A 25,215-nucleotide genomic window follows, 5' to 3' on the forward strand; every position below is an offset into this window, starting at 1 on the left:
CCGTCACTTGGGGCCGTCGTCTGCCCCCCTTTTGCAGCTCCTGGGTGGCCATTTTTTGCTCGCCACAGCCAGTGGAATCTTCGACAAATGCAAGCCTGCCGGCTGAGCTAGCGTTGACCTGCCGAACCAAGGTTACCCGCCCTTTTACCGCCACCCAACTGATCATGATCCGTTACCTCCTGCCCCTTGCCTTTTTGACTGCCAGCCTGCGGGCTGATGAGGCCGCCACCCCGGTGGAGCAGATCAAAGTGAAGAAGGATTTCCGAGTCGAACTGCTCTACACCGTGCCCAAGGCAGAGCAGGGATCCTGGGTAAGCATGTGCCTGGATGACAAAGGCCGCCTGATTGCCTCCGACCAGTACGGCCCGCTCTACCGCATCACCCCGCCAGCGCTGGGCCGCAGCCCTTCGGAGACGAAAATCGAAAAGATGGATCTGCCCATCGGTGCCGCCCAGGGCATGGCTTTTGTGAAAGGGGCGATCTATCTCCAGGTGAATGGCGATGAGTATCAAGGCCGTGGTTTATACAAGGTCAGCGACAGCAATGGGGATGACACTTTTGACAAAGTCGAACTGCTGCGCGGCTACACCGAACGCGCGGGCGAGCACGGCCCCCACTACGTGGTGCCTGGGCCCGATGGCGATAGCATCTACGTCATCGTGGGCAACCAGACGCCGCTGACTGAATTCAGCAAGAGCCGCGTGCCCGCCGTGTGGCAGGAGGACATTTTGCTGCCGCGCATCTATGGCCGTGGTTTCATGAAGGATGCCCTGGCCCCACGTGGCTGGGTGGCCAAGGTCAGCCTGGATGGCAAGCAGTGGGAGCTCACCACCACCGGCTTTCGCAACCAATACGGTGCGGCCTTCAACCATGAAGGCGATCTCTTCACCTATGATGCCGACATGGAGTGGGACATGAGCCTGCCCTGGTACCGCCCAACCCGTGTTTGCCAGGTGCTGAGCGGCAGCGAATTTGGCTGGCGCAACGGCTCCGCCAAATGGCCTGTGCGGTGGGAAGACAGCGTACCGCCGGTCACGGACATCGGCCCAGGTTCTCCCACGGGGACGCAATTTGGTTACGGGGCCAAGTTCCCAGCCAAGTATCAGGAGGCGTTTTTCATCAATGACTGGAGCTACGGCAAGATGTACGCCGTGCATCTGCGCCCTGACGGCGCGGGTTATGCCGCCGATTTCGAGGAGTTCATCAGCGCCCAGCCTCTGCCACTCACTGATCTGGTCGTGAATCCCAAGGATGGCGCCATGTACTTTGCCATCGGCGGGCGCAAGACCCAGTCCGCGCTTTATCGTGTGACTTACACCGGCCGCGAATCCACCGCCACCGCCCCTATGAAACTGGAAGGCGAGGCGAAAAAGCTGCACGCCCTGCGCCGCAGCCTGGAGGCCTTCCATGGCGAAGCCAATGCACAGGCCCTCGCGGCAGCATGGCCACACCTGGGCAGCACCGACCGCCTCATCCGCAACGCCGCGCGCATCGCCATTGAGCACCAGCCTGTGGCCTCCTGGAAGGACAAGGCGCTGGGCGAAAAGGAACCGCGCGCTGCCCTCACCGCACTCATGGCCATGATCCGCCATGGCTCCCCCGAAGACCAGCCGGCCGTCATCGCGGCCCTGGACAAGATCCCTCTCGAAGGCCTGGACCTCCTGGGCCAAACCACCCTGCTGCGCAATTACACCCTGGCCTTCCTGCGCCTGGCCCAACCAACGATGGAACAAAAGAAAAACGCCATCGCCCGCTTTTCCCCTCTCTTTCCCCACAAAGACTTCGGCCTTAGCCAGGACCTGTGTGAGATGCTCGTTTACCTCGGCGACGAAGGGGTGGTGGCCAAGACCGTGCCTCTGGTGAACAGCAGCCCTACCCAGGAGGAGCAGATCGGTTATGCCAAAAGCCTGCGCCTAGCCAAAACGGGCTGGACCCCTGCCCTGCGTGAGGAGTTCTTCAGGTGGTTCCAGCGCGCCGGCACCTACACCGGCGGGGCCAGCTTTGGCATGTTCATTGAGGACATCAAACGCGACAGCCTGGCTGCCCTCAGCGAAGCGGAGATCACCGCCCTGAAACCCATCCTGGAGGCCAAGCCCGAAGCCAAAGCGCCCACCTTTGCCGCCAAGCCCCTGAGCTTTATCAAAAACTGGACCGTGGCCGATCTGGAGAAAGTCATGAACGTGGGGCTGGAAGGCGGGCGCAATTTTGAAAACGGCCGCAACAGCTTTGGGGCCGTGGGCTGCTACGCCTGCCACCGCTTCAACTTCGAAGGCGGAGCTATCGGCCCCGATCTCACCAGCGTCAGCGGCAAGTTCGGTCCCAAGGACCTGCTGGAGTCCATCATCGAACCCAGCAAGGAGATCAGCGATCAATACGGCAGCATGGACTTCAAAATGAAGAACGGCAGCCTCGTCGTGGGCCGCATCATGAACCTGAAGGAAGACACCCTGATGGTGAACGTGAACATGCTGGACCCAAATGCCATCCAGAACCTGAAACGCGGTGACATCGCCAGCATCGAGCCAAGCAAGATCTCCATGATGCCCCCTGGACTCGTGAACATGCTGAAGGAGGACGACATCCTCGACCTCCTCGCCTACCTGCTCAGCAAGGGGGACCCCAAGCATCCGTATTTCCGGACGAAGTAACGCACCAACTTGCTGCGGCGCTTTCCAGACATGCCTTGACAGAGTCTTGGGCTCTGCTTGCTCTGATGACTTCATGAAACCCCTCCGTACCCTCACCGCCTGCATCTCCATCTTGGCCCTCGTTTCCTGCCAGTCGTCCGTCCGGATGACGGCTCTGGACCGGGCGCTGGTGAAGAAAACGGTGACACCGACAAGCGATGGCGGAGTCCAAATTCAGATGGAAGGCACCTTCCTTGTGAATCCGACAGCGGCGGTCGAGACCTTCCACACGGTGGCCGAACAAAAGATGGGCGGCAGGCCCTACCGCTACCAGTACGCCCTGGATAAAAAGCAGGTTACTCGGACCAAGCCAGTTGCCGGATCGGGCTCAGCCTCCTCTTCCATTGTGCCTATGTTCTACGGCCCCGTGGGCTCCAGCGGAGCCAGCTTTGGCGAGGCGGCCCTGATCATCGGCTCCATCGCGCTCATTGTGGAATTGGTGGATCTGGCGACGAAGGATGATGAACCCGCTCCAGCGGCCACCACCGCCAGCACTCCTGCTGTACCCCAAACGGAGACGGTGCAAACACGCATCCTGCAGGTAAGCGGCACAGCGGTGCCCGTCGCCCCCGTAGCCTTGGATCGCTCCAGGCTGGTGGAAGTCATCGTGCCCGATGCTTCACCCGCCATTGGCCACCTGAAACCTCAGGTAGCAAAAAGCATCGCCAACAGCGTCCGCAGCAGTTTTGAAAAGCTGGGCCTTCAGACTCTGGTGAGTGAAGCCCCGAAACAGCAGGGCTATGTCGTCCGCTGCGCCGTGCTGCGCGCCCAGGGAACTTATGTGACCTACTCCAATGTCACCGTCGAGCTGACCGTGCAGGACCGGCGCACGGGGCGTGAACTCACCCGCATGGTCGTCCAGATGGCGGAAAAGCCGCTGGATATCAAAGCTCAAACAGAGCGCCAGAGCACCGGCGTGGCTACCTCCCTGCTGACCAAAGCCGTGGATGCGAAGCTGAAAGCCTATGTGAAATAGAGCCTTGTGGGCATAAAAAAGTGAGGCCCCGCGAAAGGCCTCACTTTAGAAAGGGTCAAGTTACTCAGACGTTGAAACGCCATTCGACGACGTCGCCGTCGCGCATGACGTATTCTTTGCCTTCGATGCGCAGCTTGCCAGCCTCACGGGCTTTCGCTTCGGAACCGAGGGTGGTGAGGTCGTCAAAGTGGACGATCTGGGCAGCGATGAAGCCGCGCTCGAAATCACCATGGATGACGCCAGCGGCCTGGGGGGCCTTCATGCCTTTGGTGATGGTCCAGGCGCGGGTTTCTTTCTCACCAGTGGTGAGGTAGGTCTGCAGACCCAGGAGGGAATAGACACTCTTGATGAGGAGGTTCACGCCGCTGTCTTCCACACCGAGGTCGGCGAGGTAGGCTTTGGCTTCGTCTTCAGGCAGTTCGCCCAGCTCGCTCTCGATGGCGGCGCTGACGACGGTGGCGCTGGCGGCGTGGGCGTGCTTCACATATTCGCGCACTTTGGCCACCTGGGGGTGTTTATCAGGGTTTTTGGAGGCTTCGGCCAGCTCTTCTTCGGAGACGTTGCAGGCGTAAATGCAGGGCTTGCCGCTGAGGAGGAAGAAGCTTTTGAGAAGTTTCTTTTCTTCGTCGTTCAGCTCCAGCGTCACGGCGGGCTTCATGGCATCCAGGTGAGGCAGCAGCTTTTCGCAAAGGGCGTGTTCGGCCTGCGCTTCTTTGATGCCGCGCTTGGCGTCTTTATCGGTGCGGGACTTGCGCTTGGAGACGCTGTCCATGTCGGCCAGGATGAGCTCGGTATTGATGACCTCGATGTCGCGGATGGGGTCCACGCTGCCGTCCACGTGGGTGATGTCGCCGCTTTCAAAGCAGCGGACGACGTGGACGATGGCGTCCACTTCGCGGATGTGGCTGAGGAATTTGTTGCCCAGGCCTTCGCCCTGGCTGGCACCTTTGACGAGGCCAGCGATGTCCACAAACTCGATGGCCGCAGGCACCAGTTTCTGGGAGCCGCTGAGTTTAGAAAGCACCGCAAGGCGCTCATCCGGCACGACGACGACGCCCTGGTTGGGCTCGATGGTGCAGAAGGGATAGTTCGCAGCCTCCGCCTTGCGGGTGCGGGTGACAGCGTTGAAGAGGGTGGATTTGCCTACGTTGGGCAGGCCGACGATTCCAGCTTGGAGCATAAGGGCGCTGAGGATAGCGGTCTAAACCCCGCGTGCGAACGAAAAGTGGTGAGAAATGGGTGACGGGACATTGCAGGCTGAAAACCAAATTTTGTATCCCCTGACTATCACTCGATTCCTCCGTGCAAATCTCCCGCTATTGAGACTTGCTCTCTTTTCCTTTGCTTCTAATTTGTAACAATTAAAGTGTAACGCTTTTTTACGATGCCCACGCACACTGTACTTACGCCCCTGGTCTGGCAACAGACCTTGCGTGATACCGTGCAAAACCTTTTAAGAACGAAGGGCCAAGTGCTGCTATGCGTAACTGGAAAGTCAGGTTCTGGGAAATCGACTTTGGGAAAATTGATCCGAAAGAAAGGGCTGCCAGGAATCTCTCCACGAAAGATCGCAGTTATTGATGATGGCGTGCTGGCGGTACCTTTGTTGGGCATCTTCACTCGGCGCATCAAAAGCAAGACCCGGGAACGCGACGACCTGTTGCCTTTCCACCCCTACGTCCAGAAAAAGAAGCTGGTGGTCTATGTGAATTGCAAACCGGAACTGCGGGTAGCCCAGTGCGATGTCGTGCTGCGCCTACAGCTTCCCGAAGAAGAAAGGCAACGACGCCTGATCCAGCGAGACCACGATGGGGCAGAGCGCTTCCGCCGCACGCTGAACAGCAGCACGGAAGTAGGTATTCAGGCGGATCATGTCTTTGACTTGTGCGTGGTGGAGGCTCATGATCTCTATCCGCAGCCCGCTGCCCAGCCTGTGTTTCCTACGCTGTCCCTGATCGTGAATGCAGGGCCGATGATCGCGAACTGGACATCGTGTGCAGCGGAATGCTGCTGACACATGACCTTCACGTCCTGGCAATACGCCCTTTTCCTTCCCCTGGTGGTGCTGCTGTACTGGCCGCTGCCCCGGCTGGGGCGCATGGCCCTGCTGCTGGTGGCCAGCTACTTCTTTTATGGCATGTGGGACCTGCGCTTTCTGGCGCTGCTCATGGCCTCCACGGGCATTGATTTTTTCTGCGCACGGTCGCTGGTCGGCATGCGGGAGGGTCGTGGGAAGATCCTCTTCACCACGCTCGCCCCCCTGCTTTGGCTGGGCGGCTGCGCTTTCTTCGGCAAGGAGTACGTCAGCATCAGCCCCGCCAGCCTCATGGTGGCGGCAGCCTACCCAGTCCTTTTTGTACCCATCCATGAATGGCTCTGGACACGGGATGAGGCGGCCCGCCGCCGGGGTTTCCTGTGGCTGAGCATTCTGACGAACCTGGCGGTGCTGGGTTTCTTCAAGTATTTCGGCTTCTTTGCCGACAGCCTCGTCGCTCTCCTGGGTGCGGCAGGCATGGATCCAGGCTGGACGCTGCCACACATCATCCTGCCGGTGGCCATCTCCTTTTACACCTTCCAGTCCGTGGCTTACGCCGTGGATGTGTACCAAGGGAAAGTGCAGCCTGCGCCGGATCTGCTCACCTTTTCCGCTTACCTCGCCTTCTTCCCGCAGCTCGTCGCCGGCCCCATCGAGCGCCCCGCCATCTTCATGCCGCAGTTTACCAAAGCGGCCGTGTGGGAATGGGAGCACCTACACGCCGGGCTGCGCCTGCTGCTGGTGGGGGCCTTCAAGAAAATCTTCGTCGCCGACAATTGCGCCCTGGTGGCGAACTACGTCTTCAATCCTGGGGCCACCCCGAATGCGCCCTGGGCCCTGCTGGGCATCGTGGCCTTTGCCTTTCAGATTTACGGGGACTTTTCAGGCTACACGGATCTCGCACGTGGCTCTGCCCGGCTGCTGGGCATTCACCTGAGCATGAACTTCCGCTTTCCCTATTTGGCCACGGGGCCCTCGGACTTTTGGCAAAGGTGGCACATCACGCTTTCCAGTTGGTTCCGCGACTACGTGTACATCCCCCTGGGAGGAAACCGCGCCGGTCTGGCGCGCACGATCATCAACCTGTGGATCACCATGCTGCTCGCGGGTCTCTGGCATGGGGCGAGCTGGACCTTTGTCCTGTGGGGTGCCTACCACGCCGCCATGCAGACAGCTTATCGTGTGGTGCCATTCCTGGGCCGCCTGGAAAAGTCCACCTCCGGCCCGCGTCATGTCCTGGCCGTCGCCCTCATGTTCACACTCACACTTTTCGGCTGGGCCATCTTCCGCGCGCAGACCATGGGCCAGCTCGGCGTGTGGCTGCACGCCCTGACGATCTGGACCCCAGGAGAGGACTGGACCAAACCAGCCCTCTGGCTGCTGCTGCACATCGTGCCGCTCATCCTCCTGCAACTGGCCACGCTAAAACCCCGCGATGAAGCTGAACTGGGCCGCCTGCCCTGGATCGCTCGCGGGGCCGTCTTTTTCCTCCTCTTTGTCGCCTTCGTCAGCTCCGTCGCTTCCGAGCAGGAGTTCATCTACTTCCAGTTCTAACCGTCAAACGATGCGCGCCTTTACCCGCAGCTTTCTCCTGTTCGTCACGATCCTCATCGGGGCAGAACTGGTCACGCGTTTCTGCTTTGTGAAAACGATGGAGGGCCGCTTCGACTACGGCTACCATCCCACCGCCGGCTTTTACGAAACCGACGACGGCCAGGTGGAGCTGCAGCGCAGCGGTGGCCGTCGTTTTTTCCCGCAGTCTTTCCCGAAGACGCGGCCTAACGGCAAGTATCGGGTCATGGTCATTGGCGATTCCGTGGCACGTGGCAAAAGCGTGGAACTCTCCTACACGGGCCAGCTTGAAAAGGAACTGCGTGCGCAAGGCATCCAGGCCGAGTGCTTCAACCTCGCTCTCCCCGGCTTCGGCTCGCGCCGCAAGGACCTGGTCCTGCAGCAAGTCATGAACTACCAGCCGGATCTCGTGATCCTGCACGTGGGGGCCACCAATGAATACGAAGACGAACGCGAGTGGCGCCGCCGCACGGACTTCAACAGTCCGCACCCGAAGAACTGGCTCATGCGATCCCTAGTGCTGCGGCAGTTTTATGAAATGAAGACGGAAAAGCTTTACTGGCAGTGGCTGCCCCTGGCCGTGCGCAACCAGGGCGGCGGCACCGGTGATGCTGATGCGGAACTGCGAGCCTCAGCCGATGAGGCCACCCAAAAGGCCTGGCAAGCCCAAGTGGAAAGCGTGACCGCCCAGGGCGTGCAGCGTCTGCAGGCCGCAGGCATCCACGTCCTGCTGGTGACCCAGGCCACCCGCAAGAAGGCCGCCGATGGCAGCTATCTCCTCGATGACAGCGCCGTGGATGTCTGGACCACCCGCCTCCTCGGCCCCACCGTCGCGAAGCTGCCGATGAAGTCCGTCTTCACTCCCGAACAAATTTCCACTCTCTACTCCGACTCCAGCCACGTCCGCCCCGAAGGCCACACCCTCATCGCCCAGGGCATCGTACCGATCTTGAAGGAAAAGGGGTGGCTGCCGGCCTCCGCGCAGTAGCATACCCGGAAGAAAGTTGCCCTGTCGCGCCTAACCAAAAGGCATGCCAAAGAATGTCCACAACAGCCGCGAATGTCTCTCGTTCAGAGCCTTTCAAATGGGCGAAAAGCTGAAGATTCTTCCAATTTTACACCGCCTGGCAGTTTTCTACAAATCCCGCTTCTCCCTGACGTTTTGTCTTTTCCCAAAGATCGACTCCTGTATCAATCTCCATCGCATGAAACTCGCCACCCTTCTCACCACCGGCCTTTTGGCTGCCAGCAGCCTCTGCGCGGCAGATACCGTCAAGCTCACCCGCATCTATGAGAAGCTGGAGACGAAATTTCCCATCGCCGTCATCATCCCGCCGGATGGCAGCCAGCGCGAGTTTCTGGCCCTTCAGCGTGGTCAGATCCTGATCCTCCCCAAGGACGAGCAGGCCAGCGAAGCCAAGACCTTCCTGGACCTGAGCACACGCGGCATGGAGGCGGATAACGGCAAGTTTGAAGAAGGTCTCAACGGCCTGGCCTTTCACCCGAAGTATAAGGACAACGGTCTGTTTTACCTCTGCTACACCCAGCAGAAGCCGAAGCGCCTCGTCGTCAGCGAAATGAAGGTCAGCGCAGATGCAGATAAGGCCGATCCTGCAAGCGAACGCGTGCTGCTGGAGATCCCGCTCATCAACTGGAACCACCACGGCGGCAACATCCTCTTTGGTCCCGATGGCTACCTCTACATCGGTGTGGGCGATACCTCCAAGCGCAATGACGAGCAGCGCATGGCCCAGCTAAACGCCGTGCTGGTGGGCAAAGTGCTGCGCATTGACGTGAACAGCCGCGAGTTCCACAACGCTTACGGTATCCCTGCCGACAATCCTTTTGCAGACGGCGTCAATGCCCAGCCTCAAGTCTATGCCTATGGTATCCGCAACCCTTGGGGCATGTACTTCGATGCCAAGGACCGCCTGTGGCTGGCCGATGTGGGCCAGGACCTGTGGGAAGAGATCAACTGGATCACCAAAGGTGGCAACTACGGCTGGAGCTTCCGCGAAGGTTCCCGCCCGTTCCCCCTGCGCCAGGACGCCCCGGCTGCCGAGGCCAAACTCATTGACCCTATCTTTGAATACAACCACGGCGAAGGTCTCAGCATCACCGGCGGCATTGTTTACACTGGCAAAGCTCTGCCTGAACTCACAGGCAGCTACGTCTATGGCGATTTTGTCATTGGCAAAATCTGGGGCCTCAAGACCGACGACGCAGGCAAGGTGGAAAGCAACACCCTGCTCTACACCAGCCCGCAGACACCAGCCGACAATCCGAAGAAAAAGCCGAGCGTTCTCGTCAAGCCCACCGCCTTCTCTGCCGATGCTGAAGGCGAAATGCTGGTGCTCGACTGGAACGGTGCGATCTACCGCCTGAGCAAGTAACTGCCCCTTTTGCCCCCTGACTTTTTCCCCATGCGCGAGCTGATCTCCAATCCCGCCGACCTCAAGCCCACCACCCCCTGGCACGACACCGTCTGGGCCTACACGCCCGAAGAATCCCTGGTGGATCATACCACCAAGGCCCGCCTCTGCGTGGCCACCCTATTGCCGTTCAAGGATCGCCAGCCGGACTGGGAAGGCTTTTCCAAAAGCGTGCGCTGGATGCAGCAGTGCGGCGATTATTATGGCGTGGAGATGGTCTTCGTTCTGAATGCAGACACCGGTTACATCTTTGACCTCAGCAACGAGCTGTATGCCGAGGTTCTAAAGCGGTTCCGCGCAGAATTCCCCAACCAAAAGTTCATCGCCGGCATCACCGCACGCGGAGCGGAAAAGGATGAGGTGTTCAAAGCGGAGCGCTACTGGCCGCTGCTGGACATCGCCCAAAGCCACGACAATGGCGAGATGATGATCATGACCTCCCGCCTGCTGAATCTGCTGGCACCGGAGGCCCGCCGCGATGCCTACTTTGAGATTGCGGAGCACATCACGCACCCAGCCATCGCCCACGCACTGGAGCCCTCCTTTGTCTCCTGGGCCAGCCCGTATGAGCCATGGCTGCTGCATGAGATCGCCAATCACCCAAAATATGTTGGCGGAAAAATCAGCACGCTGGATGAACCGCACTTCCTTTACTGGGCGGCCATGTGCAAGGACCTGAAGCTGCCCTTTGCCCCCCACAGTGGCGACGACTACGGCATCCCCACGGCCATCCGCCTGGGCTTGCCCCTGCTCATCGGGGCCGGCGTCAGCGCCTGCCCGCTCATCGCCGCTGCACGTGACATGTGGTTGCTCGACAGCGTGACGGACAAGAAATTCAAGACCGGTACCGGCCGCTTTGACACCAATGTGTACAAGCTGTTTGAGGCCTTCCAGTCCTTTGAAGACCTCGTCTTCCGCCTGGATGACCGGATGAGTGCTGCCCCCTACAAACACAGCACCGCCCACGTCCTCCATCATCTCGGCCTCATCGCAGCCCCGGAGTCACATCCCGATTGCAAAGATGTGCGCGGCCCTGATGAAGCCCTCCGGATGGAGGAGGCTATGCGCCGCCCTCTGCGGGTGGCGAAGCGCCTGGGAATTCCTTACTTCGAGAGAAAGTAAAATTAGGCTGAGCATTTCAAGAGCTGCATCCACCGCCTTTGGTTGGATGCAGCTTTTTTGTTTTGGGCGACTGGGCTCGGAGGATCGCTCTCAGCAGGGTTGAACAAGGCGACATCTTGCCAGTCTGTGAGCCCGGATCCTTGCTCAGGCGCGGGGCAGCTTCTCGTAGGCCTCCAGGGTCGGGGTGATGGCCTGCAAAGCCGTCGCCCAAAACTCTGGCGAGGTCAGATCGGCCCCCAGGGTCTGGCGGGCGACTTCTTCGCAGGTGGCACTGCCTGTCGCTGCGAGGAAAGCCTCATAACGTGGAAGAAAGCTCGCCCCCTCAGCCTTGAAGCGGGCAAAAAGCGCCTGACTGAGCAGGTAGCCAAACACATACGGGAAGTTATAAAATGACACGCCCGTGATGAAGAAGTGCATCTTCGAGGCCCAAAACAGCGGATCGGTTCCACCAGGCAGCAGGGTGTCGCCATAAAGCTTGGCCTGCGCCTGATCCATGAGTTCGCCAAGGCGGGTGACGGAGATTTCCCAGGCGGCACGCTCCGAGTAGAACGCCTTCTCAAACTCGTAGCGCATGGGGATGTTCACGAGGTAAGCGTGGGCGCGAAGCATTTCCTGATCCAGCAGGTAGGCCTTGGTCGCCGGGGTCAGGCCAGGGTCGCTCATGAGACCATCCAGGAGGATCATCTCGCCAAAGTTGGAGGCCGTCTCAGCGAGGGTCATTGGGTAGCTGGCGGCGAAGGAACGGGCCGGGCGCAGGACACAAGAGTGCCAAGCATGGCCGGCCTCATGGGCCAGCGTAACCATGTCATGCACCGTGCCATGCCAGGTCATGTAAACACGCTCTTCATGGCGCAGCAGAGAACCCGTGCAAAAAGCACCAGGGCGCTTGCCAGCCCGTGGCTGGGCCTCAATCCAGCGCTGCTTCAGCATGTCGCGAAAGTACTGGCCCAGGGCAGGATAGGCGGTGCTGAAAGCACGCTCCACCGTGGAGCAGGCATCGTCCCAGGTCAGCGGTTTTTCGTCGGGGGCCTTCACCTGGGGAGCCTCCAAATCAAAGTAATGCAGCGCTGGCGTTCCTTGCAGACGAGCCGCTGCCCGGATGGCCCGGCGTGGCAGTTCGATGTGCGTATGGATCGCCTCGAGCATCGCATCCAGCGAGGCACGGCTCATCGCCCCATCGAACAACGGAGTGTCCAGAAAGTGCGAGATGCCACGACGTTCGTATAGGCTGAGGCGGGTGCCCGCGATGCCATTGAGCCCCGCAGCCAACGTATCCGCATGATCCAACCATGGTTTTTGCCCAGCATGGAAGGAGGCTTCGCGCAGACGGCGATCTGGATCCGACATCAGCGCACGCCTCCGCGCCATGGGCACAGATTCCACATGGCCATCAGGAAAAGTCATGTCGAAGACCATCTTGCCCGTCAGCGTGTCATAAAGACGCCCCCAAGCATGGAGACCGTTGACATTAAGATCAGCCGCCAGGGATTCCAGGTCGCCCGGCATCTGCTGCCGCCCTTCCTCCCGCATGCGCCGCACAGCATGGCTGGCCCCCGCGAGAGAAGCATCGGTCAGCAGACGGTCGAAATCCGAATAGCTCAAGGCCGCCAAAGCAGACTGCAATGCAGCGCGCAGCTTGATGTTTTCGGCTTCCAAGGTGGAAATCCACGCTTCATCCGCCTTCACGGCCTCATGGCTGGCATCATCGGCCGACAGACACCCAAGATAGGCCGAAAGGTGGCCCAGGCGATCTCCCAGGCTTTCATAGGCCACAAGGACCTGGGCGAGCGCTGGCACATCGCCGCCAACGATGGTGGCCTGCTGCTTCAGACCTTCGATGTCCCTCACCAAGGCCGATTTGAACTCAACGTAATCAGGGGCTGCGAAAGCGGAAAACCAAGATTCCAGAGACCAGCGATCCGGCGTGACGGGTGATGACGAAGACATGAGGCCTGTTAGCGCATTTCAATACCTTGTCCAGCAGGCTGGAAGCGGACCTGGCTCAGGATAGCATTTGCCAAACCTTATAATGCAATTTATTTGCATTATAAGCACATGCGCGTCACTCTCATTTCCGGATTTCTCGGCTCTGGCAAGACCACTCTTCTACGTCGCCTTTTGCGTCAATGCAGGGGTCAGCGGCTGGGTGTCATCGTCAACGACATGAGCTCTCTGGATGTGGATGGCGACCTCGTCCGCAGCGGACAACGCCTTTCGGAATCCACTGGTAACTTCATCAGCCTCGCGGCAGGCTCCATCAGTGGCAGCCAGAGGCAGGCCTTTGCACGGGTGCTCGATGATTGGTCTCCACGCAGGGATCTGGACCACATCCTCGTGGAGACTTCGGGCAGTTCGCATCCCTGGCCCTTGATTGAAGAAATCAATCATCGCTCCACTTACACAATGGGCTGCGTAGTCACCCTGATCGATGCCAGAGCCTTTGCCGAAGATCAAGATGGCGGGGTGCTGCTCCATCAAAGCCTTATTCACAATAAAGAGATAGGCAGACGCACAGAGGCCAATCTGATGGCGGAGCAGATTCAGTGTTCCAACCTTCTGCTGCTGACTAAAACAGACCGCACACCTCCTGAAGCTTTGCCCGGGATGATGGAATGCCTAAAGAGGCTGAATCCGCTGGCGGCCATTCATCCTGTCACTCATGGAGATATCTCGCCCGCACTTTTGCTGGAAGGGCCGTGTTGCAAAGTGGATGAGGTTTGTCGCTTGGCACTGGCAGGGATGGGCAGTATCGGCCAGGAGGCTTTGGGTGAATCCAGTTCCTACGGCATCGGTAGCGCCGAACTGACAGATCCACGCCCGTTTCATCCGCAGAGGCTGTGGGACTTGTTTCACCTTCAGTTAGGCCAGGGGGTGCACCGCAGCAAGGGGTTCATCTGGCTCGCCTCGCGGGATGAGCAGGTGCTTCTCTGGAACCAGGCAGCGGGCAGCATGGGGCTGGAATTGCTGGCCTATTGGAAGGCGGCTCTGGTTAAGGATCCGCTCGGCAAGCTGCTGCCGGAGGAGATCGCGCATCTGCAATTGCAGCTCAAAAAAGCCGATCCCCGCTTTGGGGACCGGCTCAATGAAATGACAGTTATCGGGACAGACCGTGACCGAAACGCTTTGATGGACGGGCTTCGGCAATGCCTTTGCACTGAGCCTGAGGTGCGCCACTGGCAGCGTGGCGGCACCTTTGAAGACCCCTGGCCCCAAATTTTGAGGCCCATTCCTTGAGACCTTATTTGGTCATCTCTTCCTGAATGATCTGCATGATCTTAGGCTGCAATGCCTGCGCTTTGGTGGCCCCCATTTTGGCGGCCTCAGGGAGCACTTTGAGCTGCTTGACGACGACGGTCTGAAACTCGGGCTTTTCCAGCAGCGGCAGCACGGCGTTGATTTCGGCCAGCGTGAGGTTCTGGGCATAAAGCTCCACCAGTTCACCCTTCATCTTGTCCCAGCCGATTTCGGCCTTCATGAATTCTTTGACGCGCTCGATGGCGACTTTGAACTTCGCCTTCTGCTCTTCGGGCATCTGATCCACCGCACCACCCAAGGCGGATTCGAAGCCGGCCGTCATGGAGGTTTCATACTGCTCCTGCTGGTGCATGAGCTTGAACATTTTTTCAATGGCAGCCTGATGCTCGGGTTCCACCGCGAGGGCGGGAGTCAAAAAAGCGATGGCCAGGAATGCGCAGGAGATAAGTTTTTTCATAAGCAGAAATCCGAGCCAAGCGGTTTGTCATGACGTTGGCAATCCCAAAAGGGCAGCCCAAAACGATTTTAACCGAAATTCCGACGGCAGATTTTGCCTTTGAAGTCGCGCTTTTGACCTTTAGGATGATTCATGCTCCAGATCGTTTTCAATGACATCAGTGCGGCCGAGCTGTCCAGGCTGCCAACGCAAATCCAGTTTCACATCCTGGAGGCCCTGAATATTCAGTCCAGTGACCTGGACGAAAACATTCTCGCCAAAAAGTTTGGCGTGCTGGAGCGCGCAGCCAAGAAACTGTATCGCTGCCGTGCGGGCGACCACCGCATCTACTTTGCGGTGAATGATGGCGACGTCCGCATTCACCGGGTGCTGCACAAAAACACCTTGGCCGATTTCCTCTACCGCAGCAACTTGCCCGGTGGCGGCGAAGATGAAGCGCTGAGCAAATCCAAGCATTTTTGGCAGCTCATTGACGAAGGGGCCAAAACCCTGAAGACCGTCTGAAGCAGAGCCCCTGAGCAAGGAGGATTGACTCTTTCCGCAGCGTCCTCTTAGCTGCGGGCATGCGTCCTCTCCTGCTCTTCTTTGTCCTGCTGACGGCCCTGTCACCAGCCCAGGAGTTCAAGCCAGAGGCACTCCGCACGCTGGATGCAGCCATTGAAAAGGCCGTGGCGAAAAAAAGTCCCGTCGGAGCTGTTTTATGGCTGGAACAGACAGAGAAAACGCACCGCATCGTGCGCGGCCAGCGCGCCCTGGAACCAGGCCCGGAAGAACTGACCGAGGAGACGATTTTCGACCTCGCCTCCCTGACCAAGGTGGTGGCCACCGCACCGGCAGTGATGATACTGGTGGAAGAGGGGAAGCTGGACCTCGAAAAACCAGTGCAGACTTACCTCTCGGAATTTCAGGGCGAGGGGCGCGAACTCATCTGCCTGAGGCATCTGCTCACCCACACCTCCGGCCTCAAGCCCGGCATTCCACGTGAACCCGAGTGGACAGGCTATGACGAAGGCATCCGGCGTGCAGTCGGCACTGTGCCAGACGCCCCGCCCGACAGCTTTTTCCGCTACAGCGACATCAACTTCATTTTGTTAGGCGAAGTGGTTCGGCGTGTCAGTGGCGAGTCCCTGGATGCCTTCACTCAGAGGCAGCTTTTTTCGCCGCTGAAAATGATCTCCACCCGCTACCTGCCACCTGCGGATTGGCAGTCCAAGACAGCCCCGACGGAAAAAGATGAAAACGGGGTGATGCTGCGCAGTGTCGTTCACGACCCCACCGCCCGCCGCATGGGGGGCATCGCAGGCCATGCGGGCCTGTTTTCCAATGCAGGCGACCTCGCCCGTTTTGCCCGGATGATTCTGAATGGCGGCGAACTCGAAGGCACCCGAGTCTTAAAAACGGAGACCCTGCAACAGATGCAGCGGGTGCAAACGGCGGCCACCATCTATGAACGGCGGGGCCTTGGTTGGGATCTAGAATCCGCCTTTAGCAGACCACGAGGAGACATGTTTCCCATCGGTTCCTTTGGCCACACCGGATTCACCGGCACCAGCCTGTGGCTGGACCCGTATTCGAAGACCTTTGTCATCTTTCTGAGTTCACGCCTGCATCCCCAGGCCGGGAGCGGAGTGCGCGATCTCTACGAAGAGATCGGCAGTGCGGCCGCCCGCTGCGTGCCTGAATTCGACTTCAAAAAGGTGGCTGGCTCCATGCCCAAGCGCGGTGAAAAAGAGGTGCCCACGGTTCTCAATGGCATTGATGTTTTGCAGCGTGACGGCTTCGCCCCCCTCCAGGGGCTACGGGTTGGGCTCATCACCAACCAGACTGGCATCAATGCCGAGCGCACCCCGACGATTGATCTACTGGCCCAGGCCCCCAAGGTGAAGCTGCGAGCTCTATTCAGTCCGGAGCATGGCATCCGAGGGGCGCTGGATCAGGAAAAGATCAACGACTCGGTGGACCGCAAAACGGGTCGCCCCATTCACAGCTTGTATGGCGAAAGACGTGCGCCGACACCAGAGCAGATGGCGGAGCTGGACGCCCTCGTCTTTGACATCCAGGACATCGGCTGCCGTTTCTACACCTATATTTCCACCCTGCGGCTGTGTCTCGAAGCCGCAGCAAAGGCTAACAAAAAGTTTTTCATTCTTGACCGGATAAATCCTATCGGTGGTATCGCCATGGAAGGCCCATCCATCGTGGACAAGGAGACCTTCACCGCCACTCACGCTATTCCTCTGCGGCACGGCATGACGCTGGGGGAACTGGCCCTCATGCTAAATGGAGAACGCAAAATCCAGGCCGATTTGCAGGTGATCCGTGTCGAAGGCTGGCGGCGCGAACTGCTGTTCGACCAGACCGGACTCCCCTGGGTGAACCCTTCCCCCAACATGCGCAGCCTGGAGGCGGCCCTTCTCTATCCCGGCATCGGCCTCCTGGAATTTTCCATCAGCGTCGGCCGCGGCACCGACAGTCCCTTTGAGATCCTGGGTGCACCTTATGCAGATGATCGGCAGCTCGCTTATGAGCTCAACAAACTAGGCCTGCCAGGGCTGCGTTTTATGCCCGTGCGGTTCACCCCCACGGCCAGCATTTTCAAGGACCAAAACTGCGGCGGTGTGCGCCTCCAGATTACCGACCGCGATGCCCTCCGTTCCGTGCAGGCGGGGATGGCCATCGTGGCTGTCTTCCAGCGCCTTTATCCCAAGCAATTCAACCTGGAGAAAGTGAACACCCTGCTCAATCACGCCACCTTGCTCAAGGCCGCCAAAGACGGCAAAAGCGGGATCGAGATCAGCCGCCTCTGGGCCTCAGAAACGGCCGCCTTTGAGGCAAGGCGGGCAGCTTTCCTTCTCTACTAGCGGTCAGCGCTGGGCGAAGAAAATGCGGGCGCTTTCGGCCACGCCATAGGCACTTTCTTGCTGACTGAGTTCATCCGTCTGGATACGCAGGTCCGCGAGCTGCTTGTAAATGGGTTTCCTCTCACCCAAAAGTCGCTCCAGCTTCACCAAAGGAGGTTCTTCGCCGCGCAGAAGAGGCCGGTCATTGTTACCCGCAGTGCGGCGGGCCAGCAGCCTCACGTCCGCCTCCAGCCAGGTGATGAAACCGAGATGTTTCAACAAGGGCAAATTACGCGGCTGGGTGATGATGCCCCCACCGGTCGCAATGACGCAGTGGCGACGACCTAACAAACTGCGCAACACTGCCGATTCGCGTTGGCGGAAACCGGGCTCCCCTTCCTTGGCAAAGATCTCCGGAATGCTGCAGCCCGCCTGATCAATGATGAGGTGGTCCGTATCCACAAACTGGAAGCCGAGCATCTGCGCCACCATACGGCCCACGGTGGATTTGCCACTGCCCATGAGCCCTATCAGCAGGATGTTTTCAGCCCGAGGCAAATACCCCTCGCTGCCCTCAGCCACCAATTGCAAAATGGAAGGGGCGAGCTCGGGATCATCTCGCAGGGCCGCAAAATAATCCGAATACTGCGGGGCCCAGCCTGTGGCGCGCAGCCGGGCGTTGGAGACATGCTTGTGCGTCCAGCCGCGTTTACGCCCCGGATCGGGTGCTTTTTCCGCAGGCACCTGGAGATTAAAAAGAGGGGCCAGTTTTTCCAGGCATTCGCGCTGGGTTAGGCGTGCATCATCCACGACATTGTAGATGCCGAGTAGCTTTTGAGTGACGATGTGTACCAGCGCCGCAGCCGCATCATCCGCGTGGATCTGATTGAGCAGCCGCCCATCGGGCGCCCCTTTATTCACCTCGATGCCGCTTTTGCCTTCGAGGAGGTTTTTCAGCACAAACGAACGACCAGGACCATAGATGCCTGCCAGCCGGGCCACGGCTCCGCCGTTCTCCAAAGCCAGTCTTTCTGCCGCTAGCAGCAGGCGGCCAGTTTCCTTGCCTGGATCTGCGGGGCTGGTTTCATCCACCTCGCTACCGTCCGTCTGTGGATAGACACTGGTGCTGCCCGTGTAGAGCGGAAAGGCACCTGGGAAAGTGGCCAGCAGATGCCCCATGCCATCCACATAAACGGCCTGGTACATTTCAGGCCCGCCTTTGCTGGAGCTGGCGCAATGAATGAAAGCATCAGGCACCCAGGCAGGGGTCGCTCCCTCCGCCATTCCTTCACACTGCGCCCGCAGTGAGGCCACTGAGGCGGCATCACTGACATCGCAGGCCATGACCCGCCAGGGTTTGTGGATCAGCCGCTCCGCCGAGGTGGAGGAATGCGTCACCCCCACCACCTCATGCCCGGCAGCATGGAGGATATCCGCCGTGCGTGCGCCGACGAAGCCGCAACCGACGATGAGTACTCTCATGAGGGGCGGCGCTGAGATTGATAATAGGAAACGAGGCCCTGCACGACTCCGCGCACATAGTCCTCGATGGCGCTGGGCTGCAATCTGCCCCCGATCAAGGTCCGGCCGACAAAATGGCCAACCAGCAAGCGGCGGTAGGTTTCTTCATGATTCATGACAAAAGGCTCCAGGTAAACGACAGGGCAGTGATACAGACGGTTGGCCAGCAGGTTCCGTGCATAAACATACGGGTTCGCACCGGCCTTGCGAGCATTTGGCGTGGTGTAGATGTAGGCAGGCAGGCGCGTGGCGCGGGCCATCCCTTCTGCGACAGCGGTGGCGAGGGGAATTTCCTCCTCATGCACCCGGCTGAAAAGCCGCGAGAACATCTCATAGCGCACGTCCTGTTGCTCCAGTTCCACCGGTGCGTAGCACCCATTCACCAGCACATGCAGATGATTTTGTGGGGAGAACTGCGGGGCATCCGCCGAGCCCCAGGACTCCGCATTGAAATGCAGGCAGAGCACAATGTCAGGCTTGATGTGGCGATTGACCTTGTCCGCCCGGGCGTGGATCTCGCTGACACGATAAAACAGCTTTTCCGTCTGCCACTGGACGGTGATGATTTTAGCATCGCCCTTCAGTCCCTCATAACTGGCGGCGGGAGTGAGGACCCCATATTGCTTGAGCGTTTCGCGGGCAAGCCGATCAAAATCGCCTGGGCGCAGCTCGGTCACCGGTTCTTGTTTGTCGCGCACCAGAGTAACGACAGCTCCCAGGGCCTTGAGCCGCTCGCTCAAAACCTGCGCCGTCAGCAGGGACATGTCCCCTTCCCGGATGCTTTCTCCGGGGCTGAAGCTCAAAAAACGCTCCTCCATCTGCGCCCACTGGCCACCGATGTGGCCGGGATCCAAGGCGACGTGCAAATCGCTCAATGGTGGGCGACCCTGAAGTGGCGGCAGATCCGCCGCACGTCGCCAGGATAGGGCAGGTTTTGGAGACGTCGCCGAGGCGGCCCCCTTGAAGGCCAGCTTCAGTTCGGGTTCGAGGGCATCCCCTGTCGGGATCCGCAGGCCATCCGCCACGACCTGGAAAGGCGGGGGCAGCCCGGTCTCCGGCGAGTAAATTTCACGCCACGCCTTCTCAAACTCTTCCTTGGTCAGCGTGCCCGCAAAGGCTGAGAGGGCCGACCAGTCCGGCACCTTCCCCAACGGACTGACTTTGGCCAAGCGATCCAGATCCGGCGCTGCCGCAAGCGGCACGGTCTCCTGTGCAGGCAGCGCGATGGCACAGCCCCAAAGGCAGCCCAGCACAAAACGGCCGTTTTTGAAAAGGAACAACATGATTGCATCCTAGACTTGATGCAGCCCGGCATCATCTACTAAGTGCGGGCATGTCCGATGACACCGCAGAATCCCCGCCCGAACTCTTCCGCATTCTCTTTTTGGGAGACATCGTCGGCGAACCTGGCCGCAAGGCGGTGATCACCCTGCTGCCACTGCTTCGGGAGGAGCTGAAGGTGGACTTTGCCATTGTGAACGGAGAAAACTCCGCCGCTGGCCGGGGCATCACCCCGAAGATCGCCATCAGTCTCATGCGAGCCAAGGCGGATGTCATCACCACCGGTGACCATATTTGGGACCAGAAAGAGATCGTCCCCTTTCTTTACGATGAACCGCGCCTGCTGCGGCCCATCAACTACCCTGCCGGGGCTCCAGGCAATGGCTCGCTGATCCTCCAGACCAAGCGCTGCAAGGTGGGAGTCATCAATCTCCAGGGCCGCACCTTCATGCGCGATGCGCTGGAAAACCCCTTCCCCACGGTGACCAAGGCCGTGGAGGAGATGCGCAAAGAAACACCCGTGATCTTTGTGGATTTCCATGCCGAAGCCACCAGTGAAAAAGTGGCCATGGGCTGGCATCTAGACGGTCTCGTTAGCGCCGTGGTAGGCACCCATACCCACGTGCCGACAGCGGATGAGCGCGTGCTTCCCAAGGGGACCGCCTTCCAAAGCGACGCCGGCATGTGCGGCCCGGTGGATTCCATCATCGGTAGCCAGATCGAGCCTGTGCTGGAAAAATTCCACACCCAGCTCCCCACCAAGTTCGGCGTGGGACGCGGTCCTGTCCGGGTGAATGGAGCCCTGATCACGCTAGACCCTACCACCGGCAAGGCCGTCTCCATCGAGCGCATCGCACGCGTCTGGCACGAATAAGCACCGCCATTCAAACCCGTCCGCGTTTGCTGAACAGGCCGTAGCGGGGGCTGAAAATGTACGCCAGCAGGAAGAGCCCGCCCAGCACCACGATGATACTGGCGCTCACCGACCAGCCCAGCGGGTAGCTGAGGAAGAATGCCGCCGCAGAGCCGAAAGCGCCAATCAATCCGCCGCCCCAGAACAAGGCGCGGGCGTTGTTGGTCAGTAGATAAACGGTGGCCGCTGGGGCCACCATCAGCCCCACGCTGAGGATGCAGCCCACCGCCTGTAGCGATGAGATGAGCACCAGGATGGTGATGCCAAAGGTGGCGTAATTCAGAAAACGCACCGGCACACCCAGACTGGCGGCGATGTTCGGCTCGAAAAGATAGATCAGTAACGGGCGCTGTAGAGCGGTGAGCGTCAGCACTGCGATGGCACTTATGCCAAAGGCAATCCACATATCACTGTCCGCCATGCCGACGATACTGCCGAAGAGCCATTCGTCCAGCTTTTGCCTAACATTGAGTTGGGTCAAAATAAGATACCCGCCAGCAAAGGCTGTGGTGTAGAGGATGCCCATGGAGGTATCCTGATCCAGCCGTGAAGTGCGTGAGAGGAAGATAGACCCCAGCCCAACCAAAAGTGCGGCAAAAAGCGCCCCGGCCAGGGCGCTCCATTGGGACAGACCGACCATGAGCACGGACAGGGCAATGCCCGGCAGAAGCGCATGGGATAGCGTACCCACCTTCAGCGCAGACTTTCGCAGCACGACAAAGGCGCTGACAAAACCGTTGGCGAAACCGATCATCAAACAAGCCAGCAAGGCCCGCTTGGCGATGGGTTCCGCCAGGAAATCAGCAAGAGAGGGAAGATCAGCAGGCATGAGAAAAATCAGCGGTCGTAGGCTTCAGCAATGCGCTCGGGGGTGAAAGCAGAGGCCACTTCACCAAAGGCGACTTGGGTGCGTTTGATCAGCAGCACATCGTCGAAGTTTCCTTCCACCGTCTGTAAATCATGATGGCTGGCGATGAGCAGGCGGCCCTCGGCCGTCAGCTCGCGGAACAGGCGCGCTAGATTCTCCTGCGCGGGGCGATCCAGCCCCGTGAAGGGCTCATCCAAAAGCAGCACATGCGCCTCCTGCGCCAGAGCACGGGCGATGAACGTGCGCTGCTGCTGACCACCGGAAAGGGCGCTGATCTGGCGGTCCTGAAGATCCAGTAGTTTCATGGTGGTGAGTGCCCGCTGGACGATCTCCGCATCGTGCATGGAGTATTGCCGCCACCAGCCCAGGTTCGGGTAACGCCCCATCTCCACCAGCCCGCGAACGGTGATGGGAAAGTTCCAGTCCACATCCCCACGCTGCGGCAGGTAGGCGATCTCGTAGCTGCTGCGTGTCAGCGGTTTGCCACGCCAGAGGATGCTGCCGCTGTCCGTGCGTAACAGACCCGCCAGAGCCTTCAGCAAGGTGCTTTTGCCTGCGCCGTTCGGGCCGATCAAGGCGATGCTGCGCCCGCATTCAGTGCTGAAGCTGATGCCGTCCAGAGCCAGCACTTCCTGGTAACTCACGCGCAGGTTTTGCACCTCCAGCCGATGGTGGTGCGAGTGCGTGCAGCCACCGCCGCCCCAGCAGACGTGCTCCTTGCACGGAGGGTGATCGTGTGAGGTATGCTTTACCATGTGAATGTCAAAACTTCGTCCAGGGTGGTGGCAGAGGACCAGCGAGTTTCGCGGCGGGTGTCGAAGCCGTCAGGCTCCAGTTCCACCGTCAGCGCGGTATCCGGGGTACCTTCGGGCCAGGTGACGCTAAGCATCAGCTCGTTGCCTTCGTGGGACACTTCCAGCTCTGTATTGAATTCCACAGGAGAGACCGCCAGGTCCACCTTTGCCGCCAGGTCCACGTTCCCTTCCTTCAGGCTGACCTTCAGCGGACGATGGGCAAACCGCAGACGCACCAGAGTCTGCACTTCCACATGCTTGTGCTCTCCTTCCGGGTGGTCGGAACCGCCTTTGACGACCTGGGCCGAGCCATCGGCTGGCGCAGCCTTTGCCGTAGCCGCTTGCGGAGCGAGATCATACCCCGTGGTCATGTGCGCTAAAGGGAAGGCCAGCAGGGCGAAAACAAGCCCAAGAATGAAAAGCTGAACTGGAGGGAAACCGCGCATTATTTGCAATAAGTCGGTCCTTCAGGGCCTCCCGTCAACTCTGGGTAGAGGGCCGTCACATAAGCCAAGAAATGAGCATTTCCCCCACCTGGCCTTGTTCCCAGTTGTTGATTGACGGTCATAAGTTGTTTGTTTAATCAACAACATGCATCTGCCTCTATCCCGGCTGTCACCTGTTGTCTTGTTTTTCCTCAGCCTCAGCTCCGGTGTCAGCGCCCAGGTGCCCGGTGCCGAGGTGGCCAGTGCCATCACCCCACCCTCCTCTGATATTGCAGACATCACCGTTGGTGGACGACTGGTGAAGATTCCGGTCCCCCAAGGTTACATGCGGGCCGATGGCATCAATACCATTTGGGACAAAGCCCTGTCCACCATGCTTCCAGAGACCAACCGACTGCTGGCTACTTACGGAACCCCCGAAGATGTGGAACTCCTCCGCAAAGGCACGCCTTCTGACTTCTCTAGCAACTTTAACGTCCAGACCGTGAAGTCCATCGAGTCCATGGAGATCGGAGAAAGGACATTCACCAGTATGCGTGCCGAAGTCAAAAAAGGCATCGACGGCATGCGATCCAAGCTGGACGCAGAAATGAAAAAACTGGCTTCTCAGGGAAACCAAAAGTTTGAAAAAGACTTTGGCGTGGACATGGCGCTGAGCATCAGCGACACCACCGTACTGGGATATTTCGAAGAGACAGACATTTCCATCGGATTCACCATGGCGATGAAAACAGGGATTGCAGCCGAAGGCGGACGCGATGAATCCCGGAGCGTGGTCGCCTGCCTAATGACACCCGTCAACGGCCGCTTGCTAAGCCTCTATGCTACCGTCGGCTACAAGGGCGAGGCCGACCAAAAGAAAGCCGAAGCCAGCGTCAAAGCTTGGCGGGATGCCATTCTGGCTATCAACCCCAAAGTCGAAGGCCCCGTGCTGGAAAGCGGCATGGAAAAGATCGCCAGGGGCGTCGGCGTGGGTGTCTGGATCGGCTTGGTCTATGGCCTGATTGTCTGGATCTCGAAAAAAATGAAGCGGCGGAAAGAGGCGAAATCCGTATCCTGATCGCATCCTCGGAGGTCATTTTCTTTGGTTGACCATTTCACCCATCTCTCCGAGTCTCGCGTTCTCTACTCATGAAAGCCACTCTTCGCCTCGTCTGCGCCACGCTCGCCGTCGCTTCTTCCCTGTCCGCCCAAACGGAATCCACCAAACCTGCCGAAAAAGCTGCAAAACCTGCTGGCGAAACTGCCGCCCCTGCGGCATCGGCCTCGATGGACAAAGTGAGTTATTTCATCGGATCTCAGATCGGCGGTAACATCGCCAACAACTTCAAGCAGCAGGGCGTTGAGATTGATCTCGACAGCTTCCTGGGTGCCGTGCGCGACCAATTCGAAGGCAAACCTTCCAAGTACAAGCCCGAAGAACTCGAGGCTGCCATGAAGGAATTCGAAAAAGTGATGCAGGGCAAGCAGGCAGAAATGCAGGCCAAGCAGGCGGCCAAAGCTGGCGAAATCAAAGCCGCAGGTGCCAAGTTCCTGGCTGAAAACGGCAAGAAAGAAGGCGTGAAGACCACCGCCAGCGGCCTGCAGTATGAAGTGCTGAAGCAGGGCGACGGCGCGAAGCCAGTGCCTACGGACAAAGTGAACGTGCACTACCACGGCACCCTCCTCAGCGGCAAAGTCTTCGACAGCAGCGTGGACCGTGGTGAGCCAATCACCTTCGGCGTGCAGGAAGTCATCAAGGGCTGGACTGAAGGTCTGCAGCTCATGAGCGTCGGCTCCAAGTTCAAGTTCTACATCCCGTCTGACCTCGCTTACGGCGACAACGGCGCAGGTGCAGACATCGGCCCAGGCGAGACCCTGGTCTTCGAAGTCGAGCTCCTGAAGATCGAGAAGTAATTTTATCCGCTCCCCTTCCCCAACGGCTGCCAGAGACCCTGGCAGCCGTTTTTTGTGCTTAATAAGCTGGGCCTCTCGGTCTTTTTATGACAGAAACTGCACAAATCGTGCCTGAACCCC

The 25,215-nt window shown here is 59.2% G+C and carries 21 protein-coding genes; 13 read left to right on the forward strand and 8 right to left on the reverse strand.

What is annotated here, in order from left to right; genetic code table 11:
- Positions 1 to 164: 164 nt before the first annotated feature.
- A complete protein-coding gene (locus ABEB25_RS18725; protein WP_345737961.1) occupies positions 165 to 2,648 on the forward strand; it encodes a heme-binding protein in 2,484 nt (827 codons plus the stop codon).
- Positions 2,649 to 2,721: 73 nt separating this feature from the next.
- A complete protein-coding gene (locus ABEB25_RS18730) occupies positions 2,722 to 3,663 on the forward strand; it encodes a hypothetical protein (protein WP_345737962.1) in 942 nt (313 codons plus the stop codon).
- Positions 3,664 to 3,727: 64 nt separating this feature from the next.
- Here the strand turns inward: ABEB25_RS18730 and ychF are convergent, their stop codons facing one another.
- Positions 3,728 to 4,843: a redox-regulated ATPase YchF gene (ychF, locus tag ABEB25_RS18735; protein ID WP_345737963.1), complete on the reverse strand. Its 1,116-nt coding sequence runs from the start codon at positions 4,841 to 4,843 to the stop codon at positions 3,728 to 3,730.
- Positions 4,844 to 5,188: 345 nt separating this feature from the next.
- Between ychF and ABEB25_RS18740 the strand changes: the two genes are divergently transcribed.
- The 5 genes from ABEB25_RS18740 to ABEB25_RS18760 all read left to right on the forward strand — a co-directional run bounded on the left by ABEB25_RS18740 (position 5,189) and on the right by ABEB25_RS18760 (position 10,824).
- The gene (locus tag ABEB25_RS18740; RefSeq protein ID WP_345737964.1) at positions 5,189 to 5,677 is read left to right on the forward strand and encodes a hypothetical protein; all 489 of its coding nucleotides are present in this window, start codon (positions 5,189 to 5,191) and stop codon (positions 5,675 to 5,677) included.
- A gap of 3 nt (positions 5,678 to 5,680) precedes the next feature.
- Positions 5,681 to 7,252, forward strand: a complete 1,572-nt coding sequence (locus ABEB25_RS18745) for an MBOAT family O-acyltransferase (RefSeq protein ID WP_345737965.1) — start codon at positions 5,681 to 5,683, stop codon at positions 7,250 to 7,252.
- A gap of 10 nt (positions 7,253 to 7,262) precedes the next feature.
- Positions 7,263 to 8,258: an SGNH/GDSL hydrolase family protein gene (locus tag ABEB25_RS18750; protein ID WP_345737966.1), complete on the forward strand. Its 996-nt coding sequence runs from the start codon at positions 7,263 to 7,265 to the stop codon at positions 8,256 to 8,258.
- Positions 8,259 to 8,475: 217 nt separating this feature from the next.
- Entirely contained in the window at positions 8,476 to 9,663 is a 1,188-nt protein-coding gene (locus tag ABEB25_RS18755) for a PQQ-dependent sugar dehydrogenase (protein ID WP_345737967.1), read from the forward strand.
- A 30-nt stretch (positions 9,664 to 9,693) separates the two neighbouring features.
- The gene (locus tag ABEB25_RS18760; RefSeq protein WP_345737968.1) at positions 9,694 to 10,824 is read left to right on the forward strand and encodes a hypothetical protein; all 1,131 of its coding nucleotides are present in this window, start codon (positions 9,694 to 9,696) and stop codon (positions 10,822 to 10,824) included.
- Positions 10,825 to 10,968: 144 nt separating this feature from the next.
- On the opposite strand, the gene ABEB25_RS18765 is transcribed toward ABEB25_RS18760, so the two are convergent.
- Positions 10,969 to 12,771 carry a M3 family metallopeptidase gene (locus ABEB25_RS18765; protein WP_345737969.1) on the reverse strand — a complete coding sequence of 601 codons (1,803 nt, stop codon included), beginning with the start codon at positions 12,769 to 12,771 and terminating at the stop codon, positions 10,969 to 10,971.
- Between the two features lie 108 nt (positions 12,772 to 12,879).
- Here ABEB25_RS18765 and ABEB25_RS18770 point away from each other — a divergent pair, with 108 nt between their 5' ends.
- Positions 12,880 to 14,058 carry a CobW family GTP-binding protein gene (locus tag ABEB25_RS18770; RefSeq protein ID WP_345737970.1) on the forward strand — a complete coding sequence of 393 codons (1,179 nt, stop codon included), beginning with the start codon at positions 12,880 to 12,882 and terminating at the stop codon, positions 14,056 to 14,058.
- A 4-nt stretch (positions 14,059 to 14,062) separates the two neighbouring features.
- On the opposite strand, the gene ABEB25_RS18775 is transcribed toward ABEB25_RS18770, so the two are convergent.
- Positions 14,063 to 14,536: a DUF2059 domain-containing protein gene (locus ABEB25_RS18775; protein ID WP_345737971.1), complete on the reverse strand. Its 474-nt coding sequence runs from the start codon at positions 14,534 to 14,536 to the stop codon at positions 14,063 to 14,065.
- Between the two features lie 132 nt (positions 14,537 to 14,668).
- Between ABEB25_RS18775 and ABEB25_RS18780 the strand changes: the two genes are divergently transcribed.
- Together ABEB25_RS18780 and ABEB25_RS18785 are read left to right on the forward strand one after the other, a co-directional pair.
- Positions 14,669 to 15,040 carry a type II toxin-antitoxin system RelE family toxin gene (locus ABEB25_RS18780; protein WP_345737972.1) on the forward strand — a complete coding sequence of 124 codons (372 nt, stop codon included), beginning with the start codon at positions 14,669 to 14,671 and terminating at the stop codon, positions 15,038 to 15,040.
- A 59-nt stretch (positions 15,041 to 15,099) separates the two neighbouring features.
- Positions 15,100 to 17,397 carry an exo-beta-N-acetylmuramidase NamZ domain-containing protein gene (locus tag ABEB25_RS18785; RefSeq protein ID WP_345737973.1) on the forward strand — a complete coding sequence of 766 codons (2,298 nt, stop codon included), beginning with the start codon at positions 15,100 to 15,102 and terminating at the stop codon, positions 17,395 to 17,397.
- 3 nt (positions 17,398 to 17,400) lie between these two features.
- Here ABEB25_RS18785 and ABEB25_RS18790 read toward each other — a convergent pair whose 3' ends face one another.
- Positions 17,401 to 18,858 carry a shikimate kinase gene (locus ABEB25_RS18790; protein ID WP_345737974.1) on the reverse strand — a complete coding sequence of 486 codons (1,458 nt, stop codon included), beginning with the start codon at positions 18,856 to 18,858 and terminating at the stop codon, positions 17,401 to 17,403.
- Complete coding sequence (locus tag ABEB25_RS18795) at positions 18,855 to 20,180, reverse strand: N-acetylmuramoyl-L-alanine amidase (protein ID WP_345737975.1); 1,326 nt, start codon at positions 20,178 to 20,180, stop codon at positions 18,855 to 18,857. The genes ABEB25_RS18790 and ABEB25_RS18795 overlap by 4 nt, the downstream gene beginning before the upstream one ends.
- A 50-nt stretch (positions 20,181 to 20,230) precedes the next feature.
- On the opposite strand from ABEB25_RS18795, the gene ABEB25_RS18800 reads away from it, so the two are divergent.
- Positions 20,231 to 21,052 (forward strand): TIGR00282 family metallophosphoesterase, encoded by an 822-nt coding sequence (locus tag ABEB25_RS18800; RefSeq protein WP_345737976.1) that lies wholly within the window; start codon positions 20,231 to 20,233, stop codon positions 21,050 to 21,052.
- A 10-nt stretch (positions 21,053 to 21,062) separates the two neighbouring features.
- Here the strand turns inward: ABEB25_RS18800 and ABEB25_RS18805 are convergent, their stop codons facing one another.
- Genes ABEB25_RS18805 through ABEB25_RS18815 form a run of 3 tightly spaced genes read right to left on the reverse strand, consistent with a single transcriptional unit; the run spans position 21,063 to position 23,124 of the window.
- Positions 21,063 to 21,920, reverse strand: coding sequence for a metal ABC transporter permease (locus ABEB25_RS18805; RefSeq protein WP_345737977.1), 858 nt, complete (start codon positions 21,918 to 21,920; stop codon positions 21,063 to 21,065).
- 8 nt (positions 21,921 to 21,928) lie between these two features.
- Positions 21,929 to 22,714, reverse strand: coding sequence for a metal ABC transporter ATP-binding protein (locus ABEB25_RS18810; RefSeq protein ID WP_345737978.1), 786 nt, complete (start codon positions 22,712 to 22,714; stop codon positions 21,929 to 21,931).
- Positions 22,708 to 23,124 carry a hypothetical protein gene (locus ABEB25_RS18815; protein ID WP_345737979.1) on the reverse strand — a complete coding sequence of 139 codons (417 nt, stop codon included), beginning with the start codon at positions 23,122 to 23,124 and terminating at the stop codon, positions 22,708 to 22,710. Before ABEB25_RS18815 ends, ABEB25_RS18810 begins: the two co-directional genes overlap by 7 nt.
- A 220-nt stretch (positions 23,125 to 23,344) precedes the next feature.
- On the opposite strand from ABEB25_RS18815, the gene ABEB25_RS18820 reads away from it, so the two are divergent.
- Both ABEB25_RS18820 and bamJ read left to right on the forward strand, forming a co-directional pair.
- Entirely contained in the window at positions 23,345 to 24,259 is a 915-nt protein-coding gene (locus ABEB25_RS18820; protein ID WP_345737980.1) for a hypothetical protein, read from the forward strand.
- 71 nt (positions 24,260 to 24,330) lie between these two features.
- Entirely contained in the window at positions 24,331 to 25,095 is a 765-nt protein-coding gene (gene bamJ, locus ABEB25_RS18825) for a BamJ family beta-barrel-assembly machinery protein (protein ID WP_345737981.1), read from the forward strand.
- Positions 25,096 to 25,215: the final 120 nt, after the last annotated feature.

This window comes from Prosthecobacter algae, assembly GCF_039542385.1.
Lineage (GTDB): Bacteria > Verrucomicrobiota > Verrucomicrobiia > Verrucomicrobiales > Verrucomicrobiaceae > Prosthecobacter > Prosthecobacter algae.